This is a genomic window from Paenibacillus sp. 453mf (assembly GCF_900116105.1).
Classification (GTDB): Bacteria; Bacillota; Bacilli; order Paenibacillales; family Paenibacillaceae; genus Paenibacillus; species Paenibacillus provencensis.
The window spans coordinates 22,323-40,579 of the sequence record NZ_FPAC01000002.1 but is presented as its reverse complement, the minus strand read 5'-3'; the positions used below and the strand labels follow the sequence as shown (position 1 = coordinate 40,579).

Sequence of the window (18,257 nt, the reverse complement as noted above, 5' to 3'; positions counted from 1 at the left end):
GCGTAAAGAGCAAGGGTTTGTTGTTATTCTAAGATTAGCGAATTTGCGTTTCCGCTTGAGACTGAGCATCACCCAGAACGGTATCCAGATCCTGTCCACCAAGGTAGCTCTGCATCGCTACTACGAGAATGTCTTCAATTGCATAGGTGTTCAGACCGTAGTTCACGTTCGGAATTTGTTCTGTCCAAGCAGCAAAATCGGATACGACTTTTTGATTCTGGAAGAATTCATCCTCTGCCTTGTACGCTTCACCTTCTGCAGCTGCTTTGAGTGTACCGATAACACCTACATCTGTATTCAAGGTTTGATACAGATCCACATCAGAACCAAAGGTCTGCTTCAGGAATTCAGCGGCCGCCTCTTTGCCATCCACATTCATAACATACCAGGAGCTTCCTCCAAGATTGGATGCATGCACAGAACCTTCAACACCAGGAAGCGTAGGAAGTGAAGCTACTGCCCATTGGCCAGACTGAGATGCCTCGGCTTTGATGGATGGTGTAATCCAGTTTCCTGTAGGAACGGTTGCAATTTCACCACTGTTGAATGCACCGACGAATTGGCTCCAGTCCGAGTTGACTTTGACGATACCAGAATCCATCATTTCTTTGTAGATCTCGAACGCCGACTTCATCGCTTCGTTATCAGCGATCGTTGGTGTTGAACCATCTTCAGCTGTATACCAGCTGCCAGCGGATTGGATCATCATACGGATGATACCCAGATCGTTAGGGTCTTGAGTCAACATCGCTTTGCCTGTCTTCTCTTTTACGTCTTTACCGATCTCAATGTACTGCTTCCAATCGATATCCTGCAGATCCTCAAGCGTATAGCCTGCCTGCTCCAGATAATCCGTTCTGACATACATGCCGGTGACACCAGAGTCAAACGGTACACCATATTGCTTGCCGTCTACACTCGTTGGACCAATCTTATAATCTGCGAAGTCCTCAGCATTGATCACATCGGTTAATTCATAGAAAGCATCCGGGTAGGATTGCAGGAAGCTTTGTGCTCTGTAATCCTCAATCAATACGATATTCGGAAGACCTCTTGTAGATCCAGAGTTAAGTCCCGTGTTCAGCTTCTGTACAATGTCATTTTGTGCGTTCTCCACGATGTTGACCGTCACGTCTGGATTAACCTCAGCATACGCTTCTTTTGCTTTGTTCATTGCCGCAATATTAAATGCCGGGTCCCAGGCCCATACGGTAATTTCGTTCGTATCTGCGCTGTCCCCTGATCCGGATTCTCCTCCACCGCCGCCACAAGCGGTCAACAGTACGCTACTCGCCAGCATTACAGACAATAATTTTTTCAAAATCATAACCCCCTCAAGGCTTGTAAATGAGATGTTCTATGTCCGGGACATGCGCCTCGGCTTGATGCAAAATCTGAAAAAATAAAAGATGGAAGCGTTTACTCTTACTATACTCCCATCTTATCACTCTTGTATGCGTTTTCTTTAGAACTATCTTTGCAAGCTTTTGTTCTTTTATTGGGTGTTGGCAAGAGTACAAGAGTCATTGTCAGGTAATATCTTTAGCTTTTTGCAATATTTTTATGACTACATGTACTCATAACCTGTAGTTTAGAATTATTTTCATCACTTTGGCAGTCACGGTATAATCCTGAGCCTTATGAATTGTCCTTGTTGGATTGAATTAGCGGCAGACTGATTTTCACCTTGGTTCCTTCACCGGGCTTGCTTGTAATTTGGACACCATAGTCTTCCCCGTACATGATTTTAATCCGCTCATCCACATTTTTAATACCGATCCCAGAGAACAGCTTGCGATTCCGCTTTGTCTGCGGAAGCTTGGTCTCCTCACCCGCTTTGTTATGACGATCTAATTCCATATCCATTCCGTCTCCGTTATCAACGACCTCACAGATCAGCTGTTCATGCTGACAGGAAATCATAATGATGATGCTTCCTTCCCCTTTGTGATTAAAAGCATGGAAAAATGCATTTTCGATAAATGGCTGAATAATGAGTTTAGGAACCTCATAATCCATGACACCGGGCTCTATGAAATAGTTCACACGAATTTTGTCTCCATAGCGAACATGGTTAATATACACGTAGTTTTTCAGTGTCTCTATTTCCTGCCTCACGGGAATGGTCGATTCCACATCGCTTACCGTATTTTGCAGCAGGGTAATTAAGGAGTTAATCGTCTCTGCTGCCCGTTCACGGTCTCCTTGCTGAACCAGAAATTTAATTGACGCAAGTGTGTTGTAAAGGAAGTGAGGATTGATCTGCATCTGCAGTGCTGCAAGCTCTGCATTACGCTGCTGCTTCTCGGTCTTAACAAGTCTGTCTACGTAGTCATTCAGCTCGTCCAGCATAAAATTGAACGCATTTCCGAGCTCCTGAGCCTCCCGGCTGCTTGTCGAGATATCGACATAATTGCTGAATCCTTTCGTTGGGATACCTGACATCTGATGAATCAGCCCTCGCAGAGATCTTGTCATTTTTCTAGTCATAAAGTACACGATAATAAGAGTTATTCCCACAATACCAAGGGTGGTCAGTGTCAGCGCTCTTACGTTAACCAACTGTCCGATAGCAGCATCCTTATCGATCAGGTTGACCAGATAGAAGTCGAACTCAGGTAAGTACTCGGAGAACAAGATGCGGTCATCACCCAGCAGATCGGCATTCTTCCCCAACTCTCCACTTCGCTGGTCAGCGACTACTTTGTTCAGCAGGGTTTTATCTGTCATTCCAATCAGTTCCTGCTGATTGCTGGAGATTACCATTCCTTCATCATTCATCAGGAGCACATCATTTCCGTCACTCGTGAAATTGGCATAGAAAGGTTTGAACATGCTGTCTCTGATCATGACATATATGGTTCCGTAAATTTCATCCGAGCCATGATGATACAGCGCTTTGGAAGCAATCAGCACAGGCTCTTTCCATGTACCTGACTGACTGTCATCATGGTAGAGCTGATACACGATCTTGTGAGGATTACGAATGGTTCTCTCTGTGATCGGATGATCCGCAAGCTCAGCTGCTGTTCCGGACCAGTACCACGGATCTGTCGTGTAGCTGCGCCCATTGGCGCCTAGTATCATAATACTGACTTCATAAGCACTCAGATTAGAGCTGATGGTCTTCATTCGCTGGGTCATATTGTATGTCTGCATCGCCAGAGATACGGAATCCGTATCTCCGCTCGTCAAATAGTTGCGTATGGTTCCGCTCTGACTAACCAAGTTCGTAGTAGTAGCCACCGCTCCGTTATAGGATTCAAGATTCGATTTCATCTGATTCAGCAGCTTCGTATTCGTGATGCTGAAGGTTTGCAGGAAGACCTGCTCCGACATCCGGATCGTTATTGCCAGTGTGAGTACAGATACCGTAATAAGACTGATTAATGTAACGAGGAACAGTTTGACAAACAAGCTTTGATTATTGAACATTCTCATATATCTCATTCCTCTTTTGCAAATTGCTCTCTGCGATAGGTGCTTGGTGATAAACCCGTAAGCTTCTTGAACACTTTGGTGAAATAGCTCTGATCCGAATACCCGACACTTGCGCTGATCTCAGAGATTGACTCCTCTGTTGAAGTAAGCAGCTCCATCGCTTTTTGAACACGGATCTTGTTCAGATACTCGCTGAACCCCTCGTTATTATGAGCCGAGAAATAGCTCGACAAGTAGGATGGGTTGAAATGAAATTGTTTGGCTACCTCGGTTAGAGTAACTGACTCCCTGAAATGCTCCTGAATATAGCTCAGCAGCATCGCCATATTCGGATTTACCGCAGTGTTGGTTTCGCCGATTACCTGCTCGGCTTCATGAATGAAATCAACAATCCGTTGGATCGCATCCCGGGCATATCTCGCCTCATCAATTCTGCGGAAGAACTCATATTTGCTCTGCTCCAGCCGCTCTGTATCATATTTCATTTTTCCAAGTGTGCTCGTCACATTAAAAATAAAATTGCCTAGATAGGCCTTGAACTCGAAAGTATCCGTTCGGTAATCCATAGATTTAAGATGAATGTGCTCCAGAAATCCGGCAAAGCCTCTCTGAAACTGCTTCCGCTTCAGCTGCTCTGTCAGCTCCCCCATGTCGAGGTCTGCTGCCACCTGAGGCAAGTCCGGCAGATCCCCGCCAAAGATAAAATGCATATCCGGCAGATAGAAGGAATACCGCGCAAGCGACAAGAACTGATTCTGATACACCTCTCCTAACTGGTAAAAATCCGTAAAACGATCAGTCAAAACAAAGTGCACCCCTGATTTTTTTTCCGGCGGCAGCTGCCCTATCCTTTCTCTTACTTCCATAATGAGGCTGTTCCAAACCCCAGAGTCCATATTCATTAAATAAAGAGCCTGGTCCTTCATATTCAGATGAATGCTTACCGTATCTGTAACCTGTGAGATCATCGTTTCTACGGTCTGAATCAAGCTAGATCTCACTTCCTGCATTGCGATGTGCTTCATATCCATGCCGAAGAGGACATAGCTGTCCCCCGGCAGGACGGTATCCAGCATTCCTGGCTGAAGCTCGGCTTCATAGCCTGCAATCAGCTTCTCCGCTGCCTGTTCAATGTACCTCTCCTCAGCTGGTTCTTCTACTGCAGTTTCCTGTAACTCCACGATTTGGGCTGCCGTTTTATTCAGAATGCTGAGCAAATAATCGGCTTCCAGCTTTGGTTTCAATATATAATCAGCTACACCGCTTTGGAAGGTGGACCTGACGTACTCGAATTCACTAAAGCTGCTGAGAACGATAACTTCAATCCTTGGATGCCGTTCCTTCACAATTTTCACGAATTTCTCGCCATCCATGATGGGCATCACGATATCGGTCAGAATGATATGAGGTTTAACCTCTTCCACAAGATCAAGTGCCTCAAGTCCGTTCGCAGCTTCGCCTACAATTCGAAATCCGGCCTGTTCCCAGTTCATTAGATGCTTAATGCCCTGCCTTACCAGCATCTCATCATCAACGATCATCACTTTGCATATGGATTTCAATATTTCATACCTCCTCTTGAATACAAAAAAAGCCCAACTAATCTCGCCAGGCGCCCAAAGTAGGGACATGGGTATCTTAAATCTGCAGAAAATAGTTAATGAAACGCTTCCGTTCATTTGTTTTATATATTGTATAGATGATGGCTTATACAAACAACCTTAATCAAGAACGAACCGGCTTCTATGTATGCAAATAAAATAAGCTAAGATGATATTTCTTGCAAATACCTTCTTAGCTCATCGCACTTATTCCTATCTTTCATCGTCAGAATTTCCACACCTAATGCGCTGCTCCCGTCATTCCTCCACCCTGGTAATCTGTCTCGTCTTCCTTAATCCGGACCCCTTTCCTTTTGGCTTCTTCAAGCAAGTCGGCAGCATCGTCCTGAGGCTTGTACCCGATCTGCGATTCCAAATATCCGATATCGTAGTAATTGTCGGTATTGGCCGAAGTCCCGTACAAGCATAGAAACTTATGATCATCCGAGGCCTCGATGCATTTCTCAGCCAGCTGCACCATATCCCGCTCTGAAATCCAAATATGGGCGGCTCTTGCCGAATGCGGACGGTCATCACCTGGGAAATTGCCGATTCGGATATTGATGGAGGATATCCCATGCCGATCTGCATACAATCTCCCGAGCAGCTCTATATAGCACTTGCTTAATCCATAGAAGCTGTCTGGGCGGTAAGGATCTGTCACCTCTACTTTTTCCTCCACTTTATAGAAGCCAGTCGCATGGTTTGAGCTTGCGAAAATAATGCGTCTCACTCCTTGCTTGCGTGCTGCTTCATATAAATGATAGGCCCCTGTTACATTGATCGGCAGCACTTTGCCCAGGAAGTCTTCTTCATCCTTCGCCCATGCAATATGAAGCACGGTGTCAACGCCTTCCGTAAGAGCAAGCAGCTGTTCCGCATTTGTGACATCCAGCGGTTTAATGCCCTGTGCATCATTCGCATTCAGATCTGCCGCAATAATGTCATATGCCTCTGTCGCCTGTAAGCCTTGGGCAAGACAGCTTCCGATCCTACCCGCGGCACCTGTGATGAGTATTTTCCGTCTATCAGCCATTCCTTCCTTCCACCCTTCGTAAGATTATTTCCCGGGATATAAAGATGAGTTCCACTATACCCCAGTATTAACTAACCAAAAAAACAAAAAACACATGCACAATAATCTCGATTGTACATGTGTTCTTTTTGAAATTTATGCAAATTCCTCATTATAAAGTGTTGTAGCCGTTCGGTGCATAAGGCTTGAGCTTCTCAAGCCAGCTCGCCTCCAGCTTCTTCAGCGCATCCTTTGCATCGAAGAAGGGATTGCCCTCCGGCACCTTCAGCTTCTCCAGCACTTCAATTTCGAATGCGCTCTCACCAAGCTCTGCCCACTCCTGTTGCAGCCCGTGATTTCGATGACTTCCCATGTTCAGCATAAATTGCTGTCCGTTTATAGATTTCAAATTCGGTGTGCTGGCAACGTAGAGCCTGCCGTTCTCCTTATTGCGAATTTGGTAAACCCCTGCCTCGGTCTTCATTTCTTTCGCCTGCAGCTGTAATTCCTCTCTCCGGTTCATCTTCTTATCCTCCATTCCTATAGAATTGGTCAACACATACCGGCTTCCGTCTTCTTCCCTGCTCAGTATTCCGTAATCCACCATATATCTGCGCACCGTCACATAGTCCTCATACACTTGTTCAAGCATCCGGTTCACCTCAGGCTCCGTGTACTCGACGCCGGGTATAAAGCGCTTAGCAAGCTCGTTCATCACAATGATGCGATGCTTCTCCTGCATGGAAAAGGTCTTAAGCGGTCCCTCCACGCCATGGGGGAAGTATTTCTTAAGCACCCTGTCTTGTTCAGAGGAGCTAATGCTGTACCTGTCATCATTCTTACCTGCGCGTTTGCTGATCGGAGCCTCCAGCTCGGCAGGGCGATTCGTATCAATCTCACTCAGCAGCTCCATCACCGCAAGCAGCACCTTGGCCTGGCGCTCCTTCTCCTTCAATACAAAACGATGATTGCGTATGGTCGATGTTGATCCTACACCAAGCTCCTTCTGAATGTCGGCATCCTTCTTGCCTTCGTAGAATTTCGCTAACACCTTGCGCTGTATATCCGAGAGTCCGCTCACACTCTTATCCAGTGAAATCAAATATTCAAACACAGACCCATGCTCCTGCTCGATATGGATCTGAATATACCTGAATGCTTCATAGAGGATGCCGTCAACCGGATAGATAACTCCCTTCTCAATCCGTTCGCCGCAGCAAACACAGACGAACTCGAGATCGCGCTCCATATATCCTCGCTTAATCTCCTCCAGCCCTGCATCATACATATAGGCTTTATTCACATCCATATTATTCGCACTCTCCATTACATTTTATATAGACATAATATTATTATGTTTGTTTATTGTCAAACATATATAATTTTTATCTATAAATTTTCAATTTTATGTATGTCAGATTCGATCTTCAGCTCTCAGAATGATGCGAACATTAAAAAAAGCAGGACAATGAGGGTAAACTCCCATCACAATCCTGCTTATCACACATTCAACAAGGCAATCTGAACGATTCATTTGATGATCCGATTCCACAGGGCGATCTTTCGCATCATTCCGGTTCAGCCGAGCGCCAGTTTGCCCATCACAACCCGGCGACCGGCGCCAGTAGCAGAGGGGGCATTGTTTGGTATGCCGTGGATACATTCGTTACCGAGCAGTGCAAAGATCAGCGCTTCTTTGGCATCATCATCAATCCCAAACGAGCTTGCTTTGGCAACTGTCCGGCCCGGAAGCAGCTCACTCAGCATAGCTAGGAGCACCTCGTTATGCGCACCCCCGCCAGATACAATGATTTGATCAATCTTGTTTTTAGGAAAAACCCAGCGTTCATAACTGTCCGCAATCGACTTCGCCGTGAACCAAGTAGCGGTAGCTACAATATCCGCTGAGGACAATCCACGCTCCCTTGCACCGGCTAGAACAGCCGCTGCATATGCCGCTCCAAATAGTTCACGGCCGGTGGATTTAGGGGGCATCTGTGAGAAATAGGGGTGTTGCATCATTTTAGCCACCAAGGCTTTATCCGGCGTTCCCTCAGCTGCCCACTTCCCGTTCTCATCATAGGCAAGCTTTCCTCCAGACAATTCGAGCACCACTTGATCGATAATCATGTTACCCGGTCCCGTATCATAAGCCGTTACCTGATCAGCCGTGCAGGCAGCAGGGAGAACCGTGCAATTCCCGATTCCCCCAATATTTTGCAATACTCTCCCCTGCAGTGCATCACCGAACAATATCAGATCTCCATAAGGAACAAGTGGAGCGCCCTGCCCTCCTGCCGCCATATCTGCTGGTCTGAAATCACCCACGACCGGTCTTCCGGTCCGAGTTGCGATGACCGACAAATCCCCAAGCTGTAAGGTCGAGCGGGCAAGTGACTGTGCTGCGTCTGACTTCGGAATATGCCACACCGTCTGTCCGTGCGAGCTGATAAAGTCCACTTCATCCATAGCGATGCCCGCTTGTTGGCATACGGCTTCTGCGGCAGCGGCAAATCGGTCTGCAAGCAGAAAATTCATGGAGCAAACATCCGCTACACTAGACTGTTCGATATTACACAGTGCTTTGATCTGCTCTCTGAAATCCTCCTCATATGGAAGCTGTACATAGGCAATCAGTCTGGACGTCGTAGTCAGCCCACTCCCTTTTATTCGAACCAGTGCTGCATCCACACCATCGAGCGACGTACCTGACATGAGCCCGATGGCTAGACTCTCTGTTTTGAAGCCTGTTATGCTGATCATCGCGAGGAGGTGCCTGCTGTCATCTCATCACCAAGGGTTACAGGCAGCTTGCCCTTGAATGGAATCGAGCCAAGCAAGGCTCTTGCAGCGCTCCTCATGGCGATAGGCCTGCTCTCATAAGCCGCGATATATACCTTAATATCCGGAAACGCCTTAAGATCATAAGGATTGCGCGTAGCGACCACCGCGAGCGGCTTGCCCGTAGCCTGCAGCTGTTTCACCAGCTGTGCCTGCTCGGCATAGAAATGAGCGTTATAAGTAGCGATCACAATTTGCTCAATGTCCGGGCTGCTTGCTGCAGTGATAACAGATTCACTCTGCTCCGCGACCTCTGCTGCCGCTATACTCAGATCTTCCACCTGAAGCCCCTGCTCCACCAGCGCAGCGCCAAGACTAAGCTGATCCTTGATTTTCTCATCCGCAATGGTCATCGCAGAGGAAGCCACGGTCACAGCAAGCACCTTCCTCCCGGACAGCGGGAGCATGCCTGCTTCATCACGAACGAGTGTCATGCTGTGTTCACTAATGCGGCGAGCGATGTCTCCATGCTCTGCAAGCCCGACACCCGCTGGCAAGCCGCTCGCGTCACTCACAGGTGCAGCCAGCACCTCTTCCGGGAAGCTGCCATCCTCCATCATGATGCCGCGCCGGATCTTCAGCGACAGCAAACGGCGGACTGACTCGTTAATTCGCTCTTCACTGAGACGGCCTGCAGCCACTGCCTGCTCAATAGCTTGATATGCCCCGGCAAGCAGCTCATGGGTATGACTGATCAGCACCAGATCGGCTCCTGCTTCAAGTGCCATTACAGAAGCCTCCACGGTGCCATATGTATCGACGATGGCATGCATCTCCATGCAGTCGGTCATGATTACTCCCTCATAGCCAAGCTGTTCTCTCAGCAGTCCTGTCAGTACAGATGAAGATAAGGTTGCCGGTTTCTTCTCAGCTTCAAGTGCCGGAAAGTAGATGTGAGCGGACATTATAAAGTCCACACCCTCTTCAATCGCCTTCACAAAAGGTGTCAGCTCCAGTTGCTTCATTCTCTCCAAATCATGGGGAACAATCGGCAAATCCAGATGCGAGTCAGCCGCTGTATCGCCATGTCCAGGGAAATGCTTCGCACACGCAGATACACCTGCATCCTGATATCCCCGAACCGCCTGGGCACCATACTCGGCTACCATTTGTGCTGACTCACCGAAGGAACGGACTCCAATTACCGGATTAAGCGGATTGTTGTTCACATCCAGTACGGGTGCAAAATTCAAATTAATACCGAGTGCACTTAATTCCTTGCCGCTGGCCAGCGCCGCTTCATAAGCATCCTCGCTGGAGCCTGCAGCGGCAATCGCCATATTGCCAGGGAATAAGGTAATTCCATCCGCTATACGTGCAACCATACCGCCTTCCTGATCAATGGATATCAGCAGCGGCAGCTGTCCCGCTTCACTCGCAGTGGTTTGCAGCTGATGTGTAAGCTGCGCCATCTGTCCAGGGTTCTCTACGTTCCGGGCAAAATAAATAATCCCTCCGACAGGATGCGCCTTGATAAATTCTGCGAGCGGCTCTGTCAATTCAGGACCCGGAAGTCCGCACAGCAGCAATTGACCGATTTTTTCACGCAGACTTAAACGAGCAAGCAGTGCTTCTACATTAGAATTTGAATTCATGTTCTCAGCTCCCATAGATCAGATAAGATGCTCTTCTCTCATGCCATTTCTCTTCGTCCTGATGCCAATTCGCCAGGATCCTCCGAAGTCCTTCTTCGTCTTGAATCCATTCTCTAATTTCCCTTCCTCCCGTAAGCAGATCAATAAAATATCGGCTGCCGCCTGAAGGAGGCGGGGTCCATTCAAAGTGCTGAGGATACGAGCATGCAATTTCGTGCAGCAGCATCAGCCCTGTCTCTACTGCTTTAAATTGATCTCTATTCGTAATGAACAGCCGAACACCCCCGCACAGCAGTCCCTGATGCTTGGAATACACCGGTGAAGCATACACAGGATGAATATGGACACCGGGAAGCTGATGAGCTTCCATCCGCCGTGCAATCCGCTCGCCGTCCATCCAGGGTGCTCCTATCCACTCAAATGGTCTGGTCGTGCCCCGGCCTTCAGACACATTCGTGCCTTCAAAGAAACAAGTCCCTGCATATATCTCAGCCGTTTCTGGCGAGGGGAGATTAGGTGACGGCATCATCCAAGGCTGTCCCGTTTCGGCATAGGTCATCGCTCGCCTCCAGCCTTCAAGCTTGACGACATCCAGCTCACATCCGATACCCTCTTCCTTGTTCCGCATCAAGGCGATCTCTCCAATGGTCATCCCATAGCGTATTGGTGTATGCCAGGCACCCACAAAGGATTCATACCCTTGCTGCAATATACCCCCTTCGACCTTCATTCCCCCAATCGGGTTGATTCGATCAAGAATAAGCAGTGATTTCCCACTGGCAGCACAAGCGTCCATTATATAGAAGAGAGTGGACAGATACGTATAGAAGCGCACCCCTGCATCCTGCATATCAAAAATAACCGTATCCACCTGTGCCAGCATTTCCGGCGTTGGTTTCTTATGCTTGCCGTACAGGCTGAACACCGGAATTCCGAGTACCGGATGAATCTCATCCTCGAACAGAACCCCTGCCTGACGCTCACCGTACAGCCCGTGTTCTCCTGCAAATAAGGCGGTCAGCCGGCTGTTCTCAAGCTGCGCACACACCTCAACCGTTGTTCTGAAATCAGCGGTCATGCCTGTAGGGTTCGTAACCAGTCCTATTCTTTTGCCTTCAAGAAATGGATGTGATACTTTGGATAATCGGTCAGCTCCGGTAAGCACGTTTATCTTCATGTCATACCCTCCCTTGGCTATAGAGAAGGCGCAGGATATCACTACCTGCGCCTTTTTATTACCTTTGCAGGCATAAGACCTTGAGCAATCAATTTCAATACTATCTAACAGAGCCAGCCGTTATTCCCTGTTCATTCCACTCGGCAGCGGCCGGCTCTTCTTCAATTAAATTAGCCGTCACCTTGTACATATAAATTCCCATCATCCCGTTGAACAGTACGAGGAAGCCGACTGCTGTCAGAGCGAGCAGCACAGTAAGACATACCGTCTGGAAGAAGGCGCCGACAGTGTAACCCGGATGCCGCAGGAGCAGCTTGACACTTTCTCCCATCGCCTTGAAGATCCCCATCTCCTTCTGTAGAACAAGCTGGAACGTATGAAATTGAGAGATGAACGCCATGATGACAAAATAAGTCTGGAACACAGCAATAATAGTATAGAACATGCCGTCTTTGCCCCCGTAATACCACCAAGTGGACCAGAGAATGAACACGAGCAGCGATATGAACAGCCCCATGACAACCGCAGGAAAATACCCTTTTCGCACTCCGGCAGCCAAATCCTTAAGCCCGTTCCTTCTGCTCTTACGCTCCATTTTATGATGGAATACATTCAGTACACCAAAGAACAGCGGCATATAAATGAAAGGAATGACAAACAAGGCAGCCGTTATGGGCAGCAGCAGTACAGTGGGAATCAGAATCAATGAACTGAGTACACTGTATAGGGCAACGGGGATGATCTCCCGATAAATCTCCGCTCCAGTCTTGACCAACACCTCACTCAGCTTACGCATCGACATTCACTCCCTTTACGAAGTTAAAATAATTCTTTGTTCTGTCTCCGGGTCAAAATAATGGGCCTTATGCAAGTTAAACAAGAAGGTTTTGGACATTCCCGTATAAGCTGTTGTTTCGGGATTGACCTTCGCCGTAATCAACCGGCTCCCGATGTGAAAATAGATCAGGTTCTCCGATCCGAGATGCTCAACGACATCTATCTTCGCTTCGATCTTGTGATATTCATTCAGACTCGGAGCGATGTCCTCTCCGTAAATATGCTCTGGACGAATACCGAGCACAACCTTCTTGCCGTGATAACCCGCAAGTCCGGCGGCTACCTCATCTGTTAGAGTCAGCTCCGCTCCTTCAATACGAATCCTGTTGCCCTCAACGACAGCATCAATGAAGTTCATCGCAGGCGATCCGATAAACCCGGCGACAAACATATTCTGCGGATTGGCATACAGCTCGGTCGGGGAATCAATCTGCTGGATAATGCCGTTGTTCATCACCACGATCCGTTCTCCTAGGGTCATCGCTTCCACCTGATCATGGGTCACATATACAATGGTTGCTCCAAGCCGCTTGTGAAGCTCGCTCAGCTCTACCCGCATTTGGATGCGAAGCTTGGCATCAAGGTTTGAGAGCGGCTCATCGAACAGAAACACCTGCGGGTCCCGGACGATGGCCCGGCCGACGGCCACACGCTGGCGCTGACCGCCGGACAGTTCTTTCGGCTTCCGCTCCAGCATATGCGTGAGTCCCAAAATACCGGCCGCATTTTCCACCTGCTGATTAATATACTCTTTATCCTTCTTCAGATTGCGAAGACCAAAGGACAAGTTCTCCCGAATCGTCATGTGAGGATATAGCGCATAATCCTGAAACACCATAGCAATGTCCCGGTCCTTCGGATGCAGGTCGTTGACGACCCTTTCGCCGATTAGAATATCGCCGCTCGTCTGCTTTTCTAGTCCTGCAATCATTCGAAGCGATGTTGTCTTTCCACAGCCGGAGGGACCAACGAACACGACAAATTCTTGATCCTCAATAACGAAGTCGGAGCCCGCTACCGCGGTAAAGGTCCCTTTTTTGTCATCACTAAACTGCTTGCGCACTTGTCGAAACTCCACGCGTGCCATAGGTATTCCTCCTTTCTCGTATCAGCCTTTAACGGCTCCAATAGTAATGCCTTGCAGGAAGTAGCGCTGCAGGGAGAAGAACAGGATAATCATGGGCATTGCGCCCACGGTCGCTCCCGCCATCATGGCGGCAAAATCGGACGCATCGCCGAACACGAAGGAAGCAAGCCCAACCTGAATGGTCCGCATATCGCTTGAATTCGTAATAAGGAAAGGCCAGAAGAACTCATTCCATGAGGCAACGAAGCTGAAGATCGCCAGGACAGCAAGTCCCGGCTTCGCCATCGGCAGAATGACCTTCCAGAAGATCCCGAACTCGCTGCAGGCATCAATCCGTGCCGCATGAATGAGCGAAGTAGGAAGGGAGGACATATACTGCTTCATGAGAAATATATTCCCCACGCTGACAGCCGTCGGCAAGATAATCGCCGTGTAGGTGTCCCCGATATTGAACACATTCACCATCAAAATATAGAGGGGAATAAGCGTAACCTGCGCAGGAATCATCATCGTGCTGAGCAGCACCCAAAAGATGGCCTTGTCCCCCGGGAATTTGAGCTTGGCGAAGGCATAACCTGCGAGCGAAGCGAAAAACACGTTCGTAATCGTGGTAATGGCTGCGATAATAAACGAATTCCATAACCAGCGCCAGGCATCCGTTTTGCCAAAGAACCGCTCATAAGGCGACATCGAGATCACTTCAGGAATCATCTGCGGCCGGAATGTAGCCGACACCTTCGTATCCTGAACAGAGCCGACCAGCATCCAGTACAGCGGAATGATCGTTATAATCGCCCAGAGCAAAATAATAACGGCTGCCAGAATGAGCAGAACCGATTTTTTTTGTAGTTTCATCGTCATACATCACACCCCCTCTATAGCCGCCTTTAATATTCAACATCGCTGGAGAAGTATTTAAACTGGATTACGGAGATGACCACGATGATGAGAGCCAGTACAAACGACTGCGCCGAAGCCAAACCAAACTCATAGAATACGAAGGCGGTCTGATAGATCAAATAAGCTATCGTAGTTGTCGCGAAGTTCGGACCCCCTTGGGTCATCAAATAAACCGAAATGAATACCTGGAACGACCCGATTACGCCTGTAACGAGCAGGTAGAGCGTCGTTGGCTTAAGCAGGGGCCAAGTAATCTTCGTAAACTTGGTCCATGCACTGGCATGATCAATATCCGCCGCCTCATAGAGCGACTTCGGAATGCCGCCCAGAGCGGCCATGTAGAGGATAATCCCCGCGCCATGGGAGCCGAGCCAGCTCATCAGGATGAGCGAGAAGAGCGCTGTGCTGGATTGTCCCAGCCATATCACAGGATCAAGCCCAAACCAGCTAAGGAACCTGTTGAGAAGTCCGACTTCGGTCGGATCGAATATAGCCAGCCATACCACGGAGATCGTAACGCCAGATGCGACTGCCGGCAGGTATAGCGTTGCTTTGAAGAAGGTCTGCCACTTACTCTTCATTTGAAAGATCAGCACAGACAAGACGAAGGTAATAATAATGTTGACAGGCACTGTTCCCAGTGTGAAAAAAGCGGTGTTTCGCATCGACTTCCAGAATGTAGCGTCCTGGAATAACCGACTATAGTTATCCAACCCTACCCAGGTGGAATTCATAATGCCGTACTCCTGGAAGCTCATAAAAAAAGCATGACCCACCGGATAAAGCGTAAATACGAGAAACAGCAGAACCGGAGCTAATATGAAGAGATAGGCCCAGCCATATTCCTTAATCGCTCGCATTGGGCTTTGCCGGGAAGGTGTCCTTTTTGGCGCAAGTGATGTCTGCATCAATCCTCACCCCCTCGAGTTTTTATTATCGAAATTGAATCCATCCATAGGCATTCCTTCTAATCAGAAAGGGTCCCAAGGACTTCGTCCTCAGGACAGCCTCCTCTGCTAATCACGCTATTTATTTGAGTATTTGCTCTGCCTTTGCCTTGAAGTCCTCCGCGATTTGCTCAGGTGTCTTCTCCCCGGAGAACAGGGCTTGAATGTTAGGCTTCACGACTTGTTCCTTGAACTGCTTCTGCTGTGCTGATTTGTCAATGTCGAGTGAGAGGGTTACCGGAATCTCGATATGCTCTGCCATGATATTCGCAGCTTCTATGGTGTCCGGTGTGCCCAGGCCCTTGCCTTCGAAATATTCGGCTTGTGATTGCCGAACGAAAGGAAGTACGAGCTCGTTGGCCGAGTTCCCTGCTTTGGCGCCGCTCAGCGCCTCCATCACAAGGAACGTGTTCTTGGCATGCTGCTCGCCCTTGTCATTCTTTTGCTTGAAGGCAACGTAACCTTCACCGCCCATGGTAGACTTGGGCTCAGCCCCGTCATTATGCGGTACGGGAAGCAATACAAATTCGATTTTTTCGCCTTGGACGGTGCCGGCATCAATATCTTTGTTACGATTTTGAATCATGACATCATAATAGGGAAGTGCTTTGGAGATGATGGCCGCTTGCCCGGCATAGAACATATCCGTCCGTTTTGCGGGAGCAATGGCTGCGGTTTCTTTTGGCATATAGCCTTGATCAATGAGGTTGTGTATGAAGGTAAGTGTGTCTAATATACGATTGTCATTCCACTGAAATTCGCCACTGGCGTTAAGTACATCCGGCATTCCATTGTTGCGGGTCAGCAATTCGATAAAATCCAGCGAGGTTCCGTCTGTGACGAGCGCATATTGCGTGGTGCCGTCAGGAGCCGTGCCTGTAAGCTTGGCAGCCGCCTCGTTGAATTCACTCCAGGTCCAGCCTTCCTGCTGGATCTGTTTCCAGTCAATTCCCGCTTCCTCCAGAATGCGCTTATTGCCGCCCCATGCCCACTGGAATTGATATATCGGCAAGCCATACTGTTTGCCTTGAATTTGCCCAAGCTCTAGTGTGCCGGGCACATAGTCATTCTTGATCTCCTCGGTCAGATAGGAGTCCAATTCAAGTGCAAGCCCCGTCTTCACATAAGCGCCATCAACACTGTGAAAATACAGATCTGGCGGATTGCCCGCATTCAGAGCAACGTCAAATTTCTTAGGACCCTCTGCCCATGTAAGCATTTCGTACTCGACCGTAATATGGGGATGCTCCTGATTAAAATCAGCGATAAGTTCCTTCAACTCATCTTCGTACGTGCCATGAACAGGGTAAGTCCACACGGTTACCGTGTCTTTGGCATCCGCATCTACGGTCTCCGCTTCACTGTCAGAAGCGCCGCCGCAGGCTGTCACGATGAGCATCATCATAGCGATCATAAGCGCAACCGGTTTTTTCATATACACCTTTCCCCCTTTTCTTAGTCTAGATTTTACTTGAACATCTCTTCTCCCTTAGCCTTGAACTCGGCCGCAATCTCTTCGGCTGTCTTCTCGCCTGTAAATAGTGCCTGAATGTTCGGCTTCATCACCTGTTCCTTGAACTGCTTCTGCTTCGCTGCAAGCGCTGAATCAAGGGAGAGAACGACTGGCTGCTCCATATGCTCTGCCATGATGCTGGCTGCCTCCAGCGTTTCTGGAGTACCCAGACCCTTGCCTTCAAAATATTCAGCCTGTGATTTTCTAACAAACGGCAGCACGAGCTCATTGGCTGAATTTCCGGCTTTGGCACCGCTTAGTGCTTCCATGACAAGGAAGGTGTTCTTGGCATGCTGCTCACCCTTATCATTCTTCTGTCTAAAGGCTACATAGCCCTCGCCGCCCATTGTTGATTTCTGCGGAGCATCCTTATGATGGGGAACCGGCAGCAATACGAATTCAACCTTGGCTCCTTGAACCGTACCTGCATCAATATCCGCGTTCCGCTGCTTGATGAGCACATCGTAATAAGGGATGGCCTTGGAGATAATGGCCGCCTGCTCGGCATAGAACATTTCTACACGTTTCGCAGGAGCAATGGCTGCCGTTTCTTTTGGCATATAGCCTTCTGTGCGAAGGGTCTCCAGGAACTTCAGCGTTTCTAGAATCCGATCATCATTCCACTGGAACTCTCCTTCCGCATTCAGTACATCCGGCATATTGTTGTTGCGAGATAGCAGCTCCATAATTTCCATGGTCTGTCCTTCAGTTACAAAGGCATATTGCGGAGATCCGTCTGGAGCAGTTCCCATTAGATCTGGCGCAATTTCAAGGAACTCATCCCAAGTCCAGCCCTCCTGCTGAATCTTCTGCCAATCAACTCCAGCTTCCTCAAAAATACGTTTGTTGCCTCCCCAACCCCATTGGTACTGGTAGATCGGAAGCCCGTATTGTTTTCCTTGAATCTGCCCGAGTTCCAGCGTTCCCAGGTAATAATCCTCCTTGATCTCGGGTGTCAGATAATCATCCAGCTGAATAGCAAGACCAGAATCGACATAGCTTCCATCTACACTGTGAAAATACAGATCCGGCGGATTACCCGCATTCAAGGCGACATCAAATTTCTTCGGGCCCTCAGCCCAGGTGAGCATCTCGGTCTTGACGGTGATATTCGGGTGTTCCTTATTAAAATCGGCGAGGAGTTCCTTGAGGTCCTCTTCATACTTGTTATGAACAGGATACGTCCAGACCGTCACCGTATCCTTGGCATCCGCGCTTTGTTCGCTGCCTCCTCCCCCGCTGCAGGCAGTCGCCGCAAACATAAGAATAGAGGTCAGCATAATCCATGTTTTACGCATTAGCA

At 48.5% G+C, this 18,257-nt stretch carries 14 protein-coding genes; all 14 read right to left on the bottom strand.

The genetic code is table 11. The annotated features are described in order from the left end of the window. Positions 1–34 precede the first annotated feature (34 nt). Positions 35–1,321: an ABC transporter substrate-binding protein gene (locus BM415_RS14500; protein ID WP_091159325.1), complete on the bottom strand. Its 1,287-nt coding sequence runs from the start codon at positions 1,319–1,321 to the stop codon at positions 35–37. Positions 1,322–1,638: 317 nt separating this feature from the next. Then, on the bottom strand, positions 1,639–3,450 hold the full coding sequence (locus BM415_RS14495; RefSeq protein ID WP_091159324.1) for a cache domain-containing sensor histidine kinase: 1,812 nt from the start codon (positions 3,448–3,450) through the stop codon (positions 1,639–1,641). Beyond that, positions 3,447–5,003 (bottom strand): response regulator transcription factor, encoded by a 1,557-nt coding sequence (locus BM415_RS14490; protein ID WP_091159322.1) that lies wholly within the window; start codon positions 5,001–5,003, stop codon positions 3,447–3,449. The genes BM415_RS14495 and BM415_RS14490 overlap by 4 nt, the downstream gene beginning before the upstream one ends. Before the next feature lie 280 nt (positions 5,004–5,283). Further along, positions 5,284–6,078: an NAD-dependent epimerase/dehydratase family protein gene (locus BM415_RS14485; RefSeq protein WP_091159319.1), complete on the bottom strand. Its 795-nt coding sequence runs from the start codon at positions 6,076–6,078 to the stop codon at positions 5,284–5,286. A gap of 151 nt (positions 6,079–6,229) precedes the next feature. Beyond that, a complete protein-coding gene (locus BM415_RS14480; RefSeq protein WP_091159318.1) occupies positions 6,230–7,366 on the bottom strand; it encodes a DUF2087 domain-containing protein in 1,137 nt (378 codons plus the stop codon). A gap of 269 nt (positions 7,367–7,635) precedes the next feature. Further along, on the bottom strand, positions 7,636–8,820 hold the full coding sequence (locus tag BM415_RS14475; RefSeq protein WP_091159316.1) for an anhydro-N-acetylmuramic acid kinase: 1,185 nt from the start codon (positions 8,818–8,820) through the stop codon (positions 7,636–7,638). Next, complete coding sequence (gene nagZ / locus BM415_RS14470) at positions 8,817–10,493, bottom strand: beta-N-acetylhexosaminidase (RefSeq protein WP_091159767.1); 1,677 nt, start codon at positions 10,491–10,493, stop codon at positions 8,817–8,819. The genes BM415_RS14475 and nagZ overlap by 4 nt, the downstream gene beginning before the upstream one ends. Positions 10,494–10,497: 4 nt before the next feature. After that, complete coding sequence (locus BM415_RS14465; RefSeq protein WP_091159314.1) at positions 10,498–11,670, bottom strand: exo-beta-N-acetylmuramidase NamZ family protein; 1,173 nt, start codon at positions 11,668–11,670, stop codon at positions 10,498–10,500. Positions 11,671–11,770: 100 nt separating this feature from the next. Further along, positions 11,771–12,466 (bottom strand): hypothetical protein, encoded by a 696-nt coding sequence (locus BM415_RS14460; RefSeq protein ID WP_091159313.1) that lies wholly within the window; start codon positions 12,464–12,466, stop codon positions 11,771–11,773. A 15-nt stretch (positions 12,467–12,481) separates the two neighbouring features. After that, positions 12,482–13,594: an ABC transporter ATP-binding protein gene (gene ugpC / locus BM415_RS14455; RefSeq protein WP_091159311.1), complete on the bottom strand. Its 1,113-nt coding sequence runs from the start codon at positions 13,592–13,594 to the stop codon at positions 12,482–12,484. A gap of 21 nt (positions 13,595–13,615) precedes the next feature. Then, positions 13,616–14,449, bottom strand: a complete 834-nt coding sequence (locus tag BM415_RS14450; RefSeq protein ID WP_091159766.1) for a carbohydrate ABC transporter permease — start codon at positions 14,447–14,449, stop codon at positions 13,616–13,618. Between the two features lie 32 nt (positions 14,450–14,481). Further along, positions 14,482–15,402: a carbohydrate ABC transporter permease gene (locus BM415_RS14445; protein WP_091159309.1), complete on the bottom strand. Its 921-nt coding sequence runs from the start codon at positions 15,400–15,402 to the stop codon at positions 14,482–14,484. 121 nt (positions 15,403–15,523) lie between these two features. Continuing rightward, positions 15,524–16,876, bottom strand: coding sequence for an ABC transporter substrate-binding protein (locus BM415_RS14440; RefSeq protein WP_091159308.1), 1,353 nt, complete (start codon positions 16,874–16,876; stop codon positions 15,524–15,526). Positions 16,877–16,908: 32 nt separating this feature from the next. Beyond that, positions 16,909–18,252 carry an ABC transporter substrate-binding protein gene (locus BM415_RS14435; RefSeq protein ID WP_091159306.1) on the bottom strand — a complete coding sequence of 448 codons (1,344 nt, stop codon included), beginning with the start codon at positions 18,250–18,252 and terminating at the stop codon, positions 16,909–16,911. Positions 18,253–18,257 lie beyond the last annotated feature (5 nt).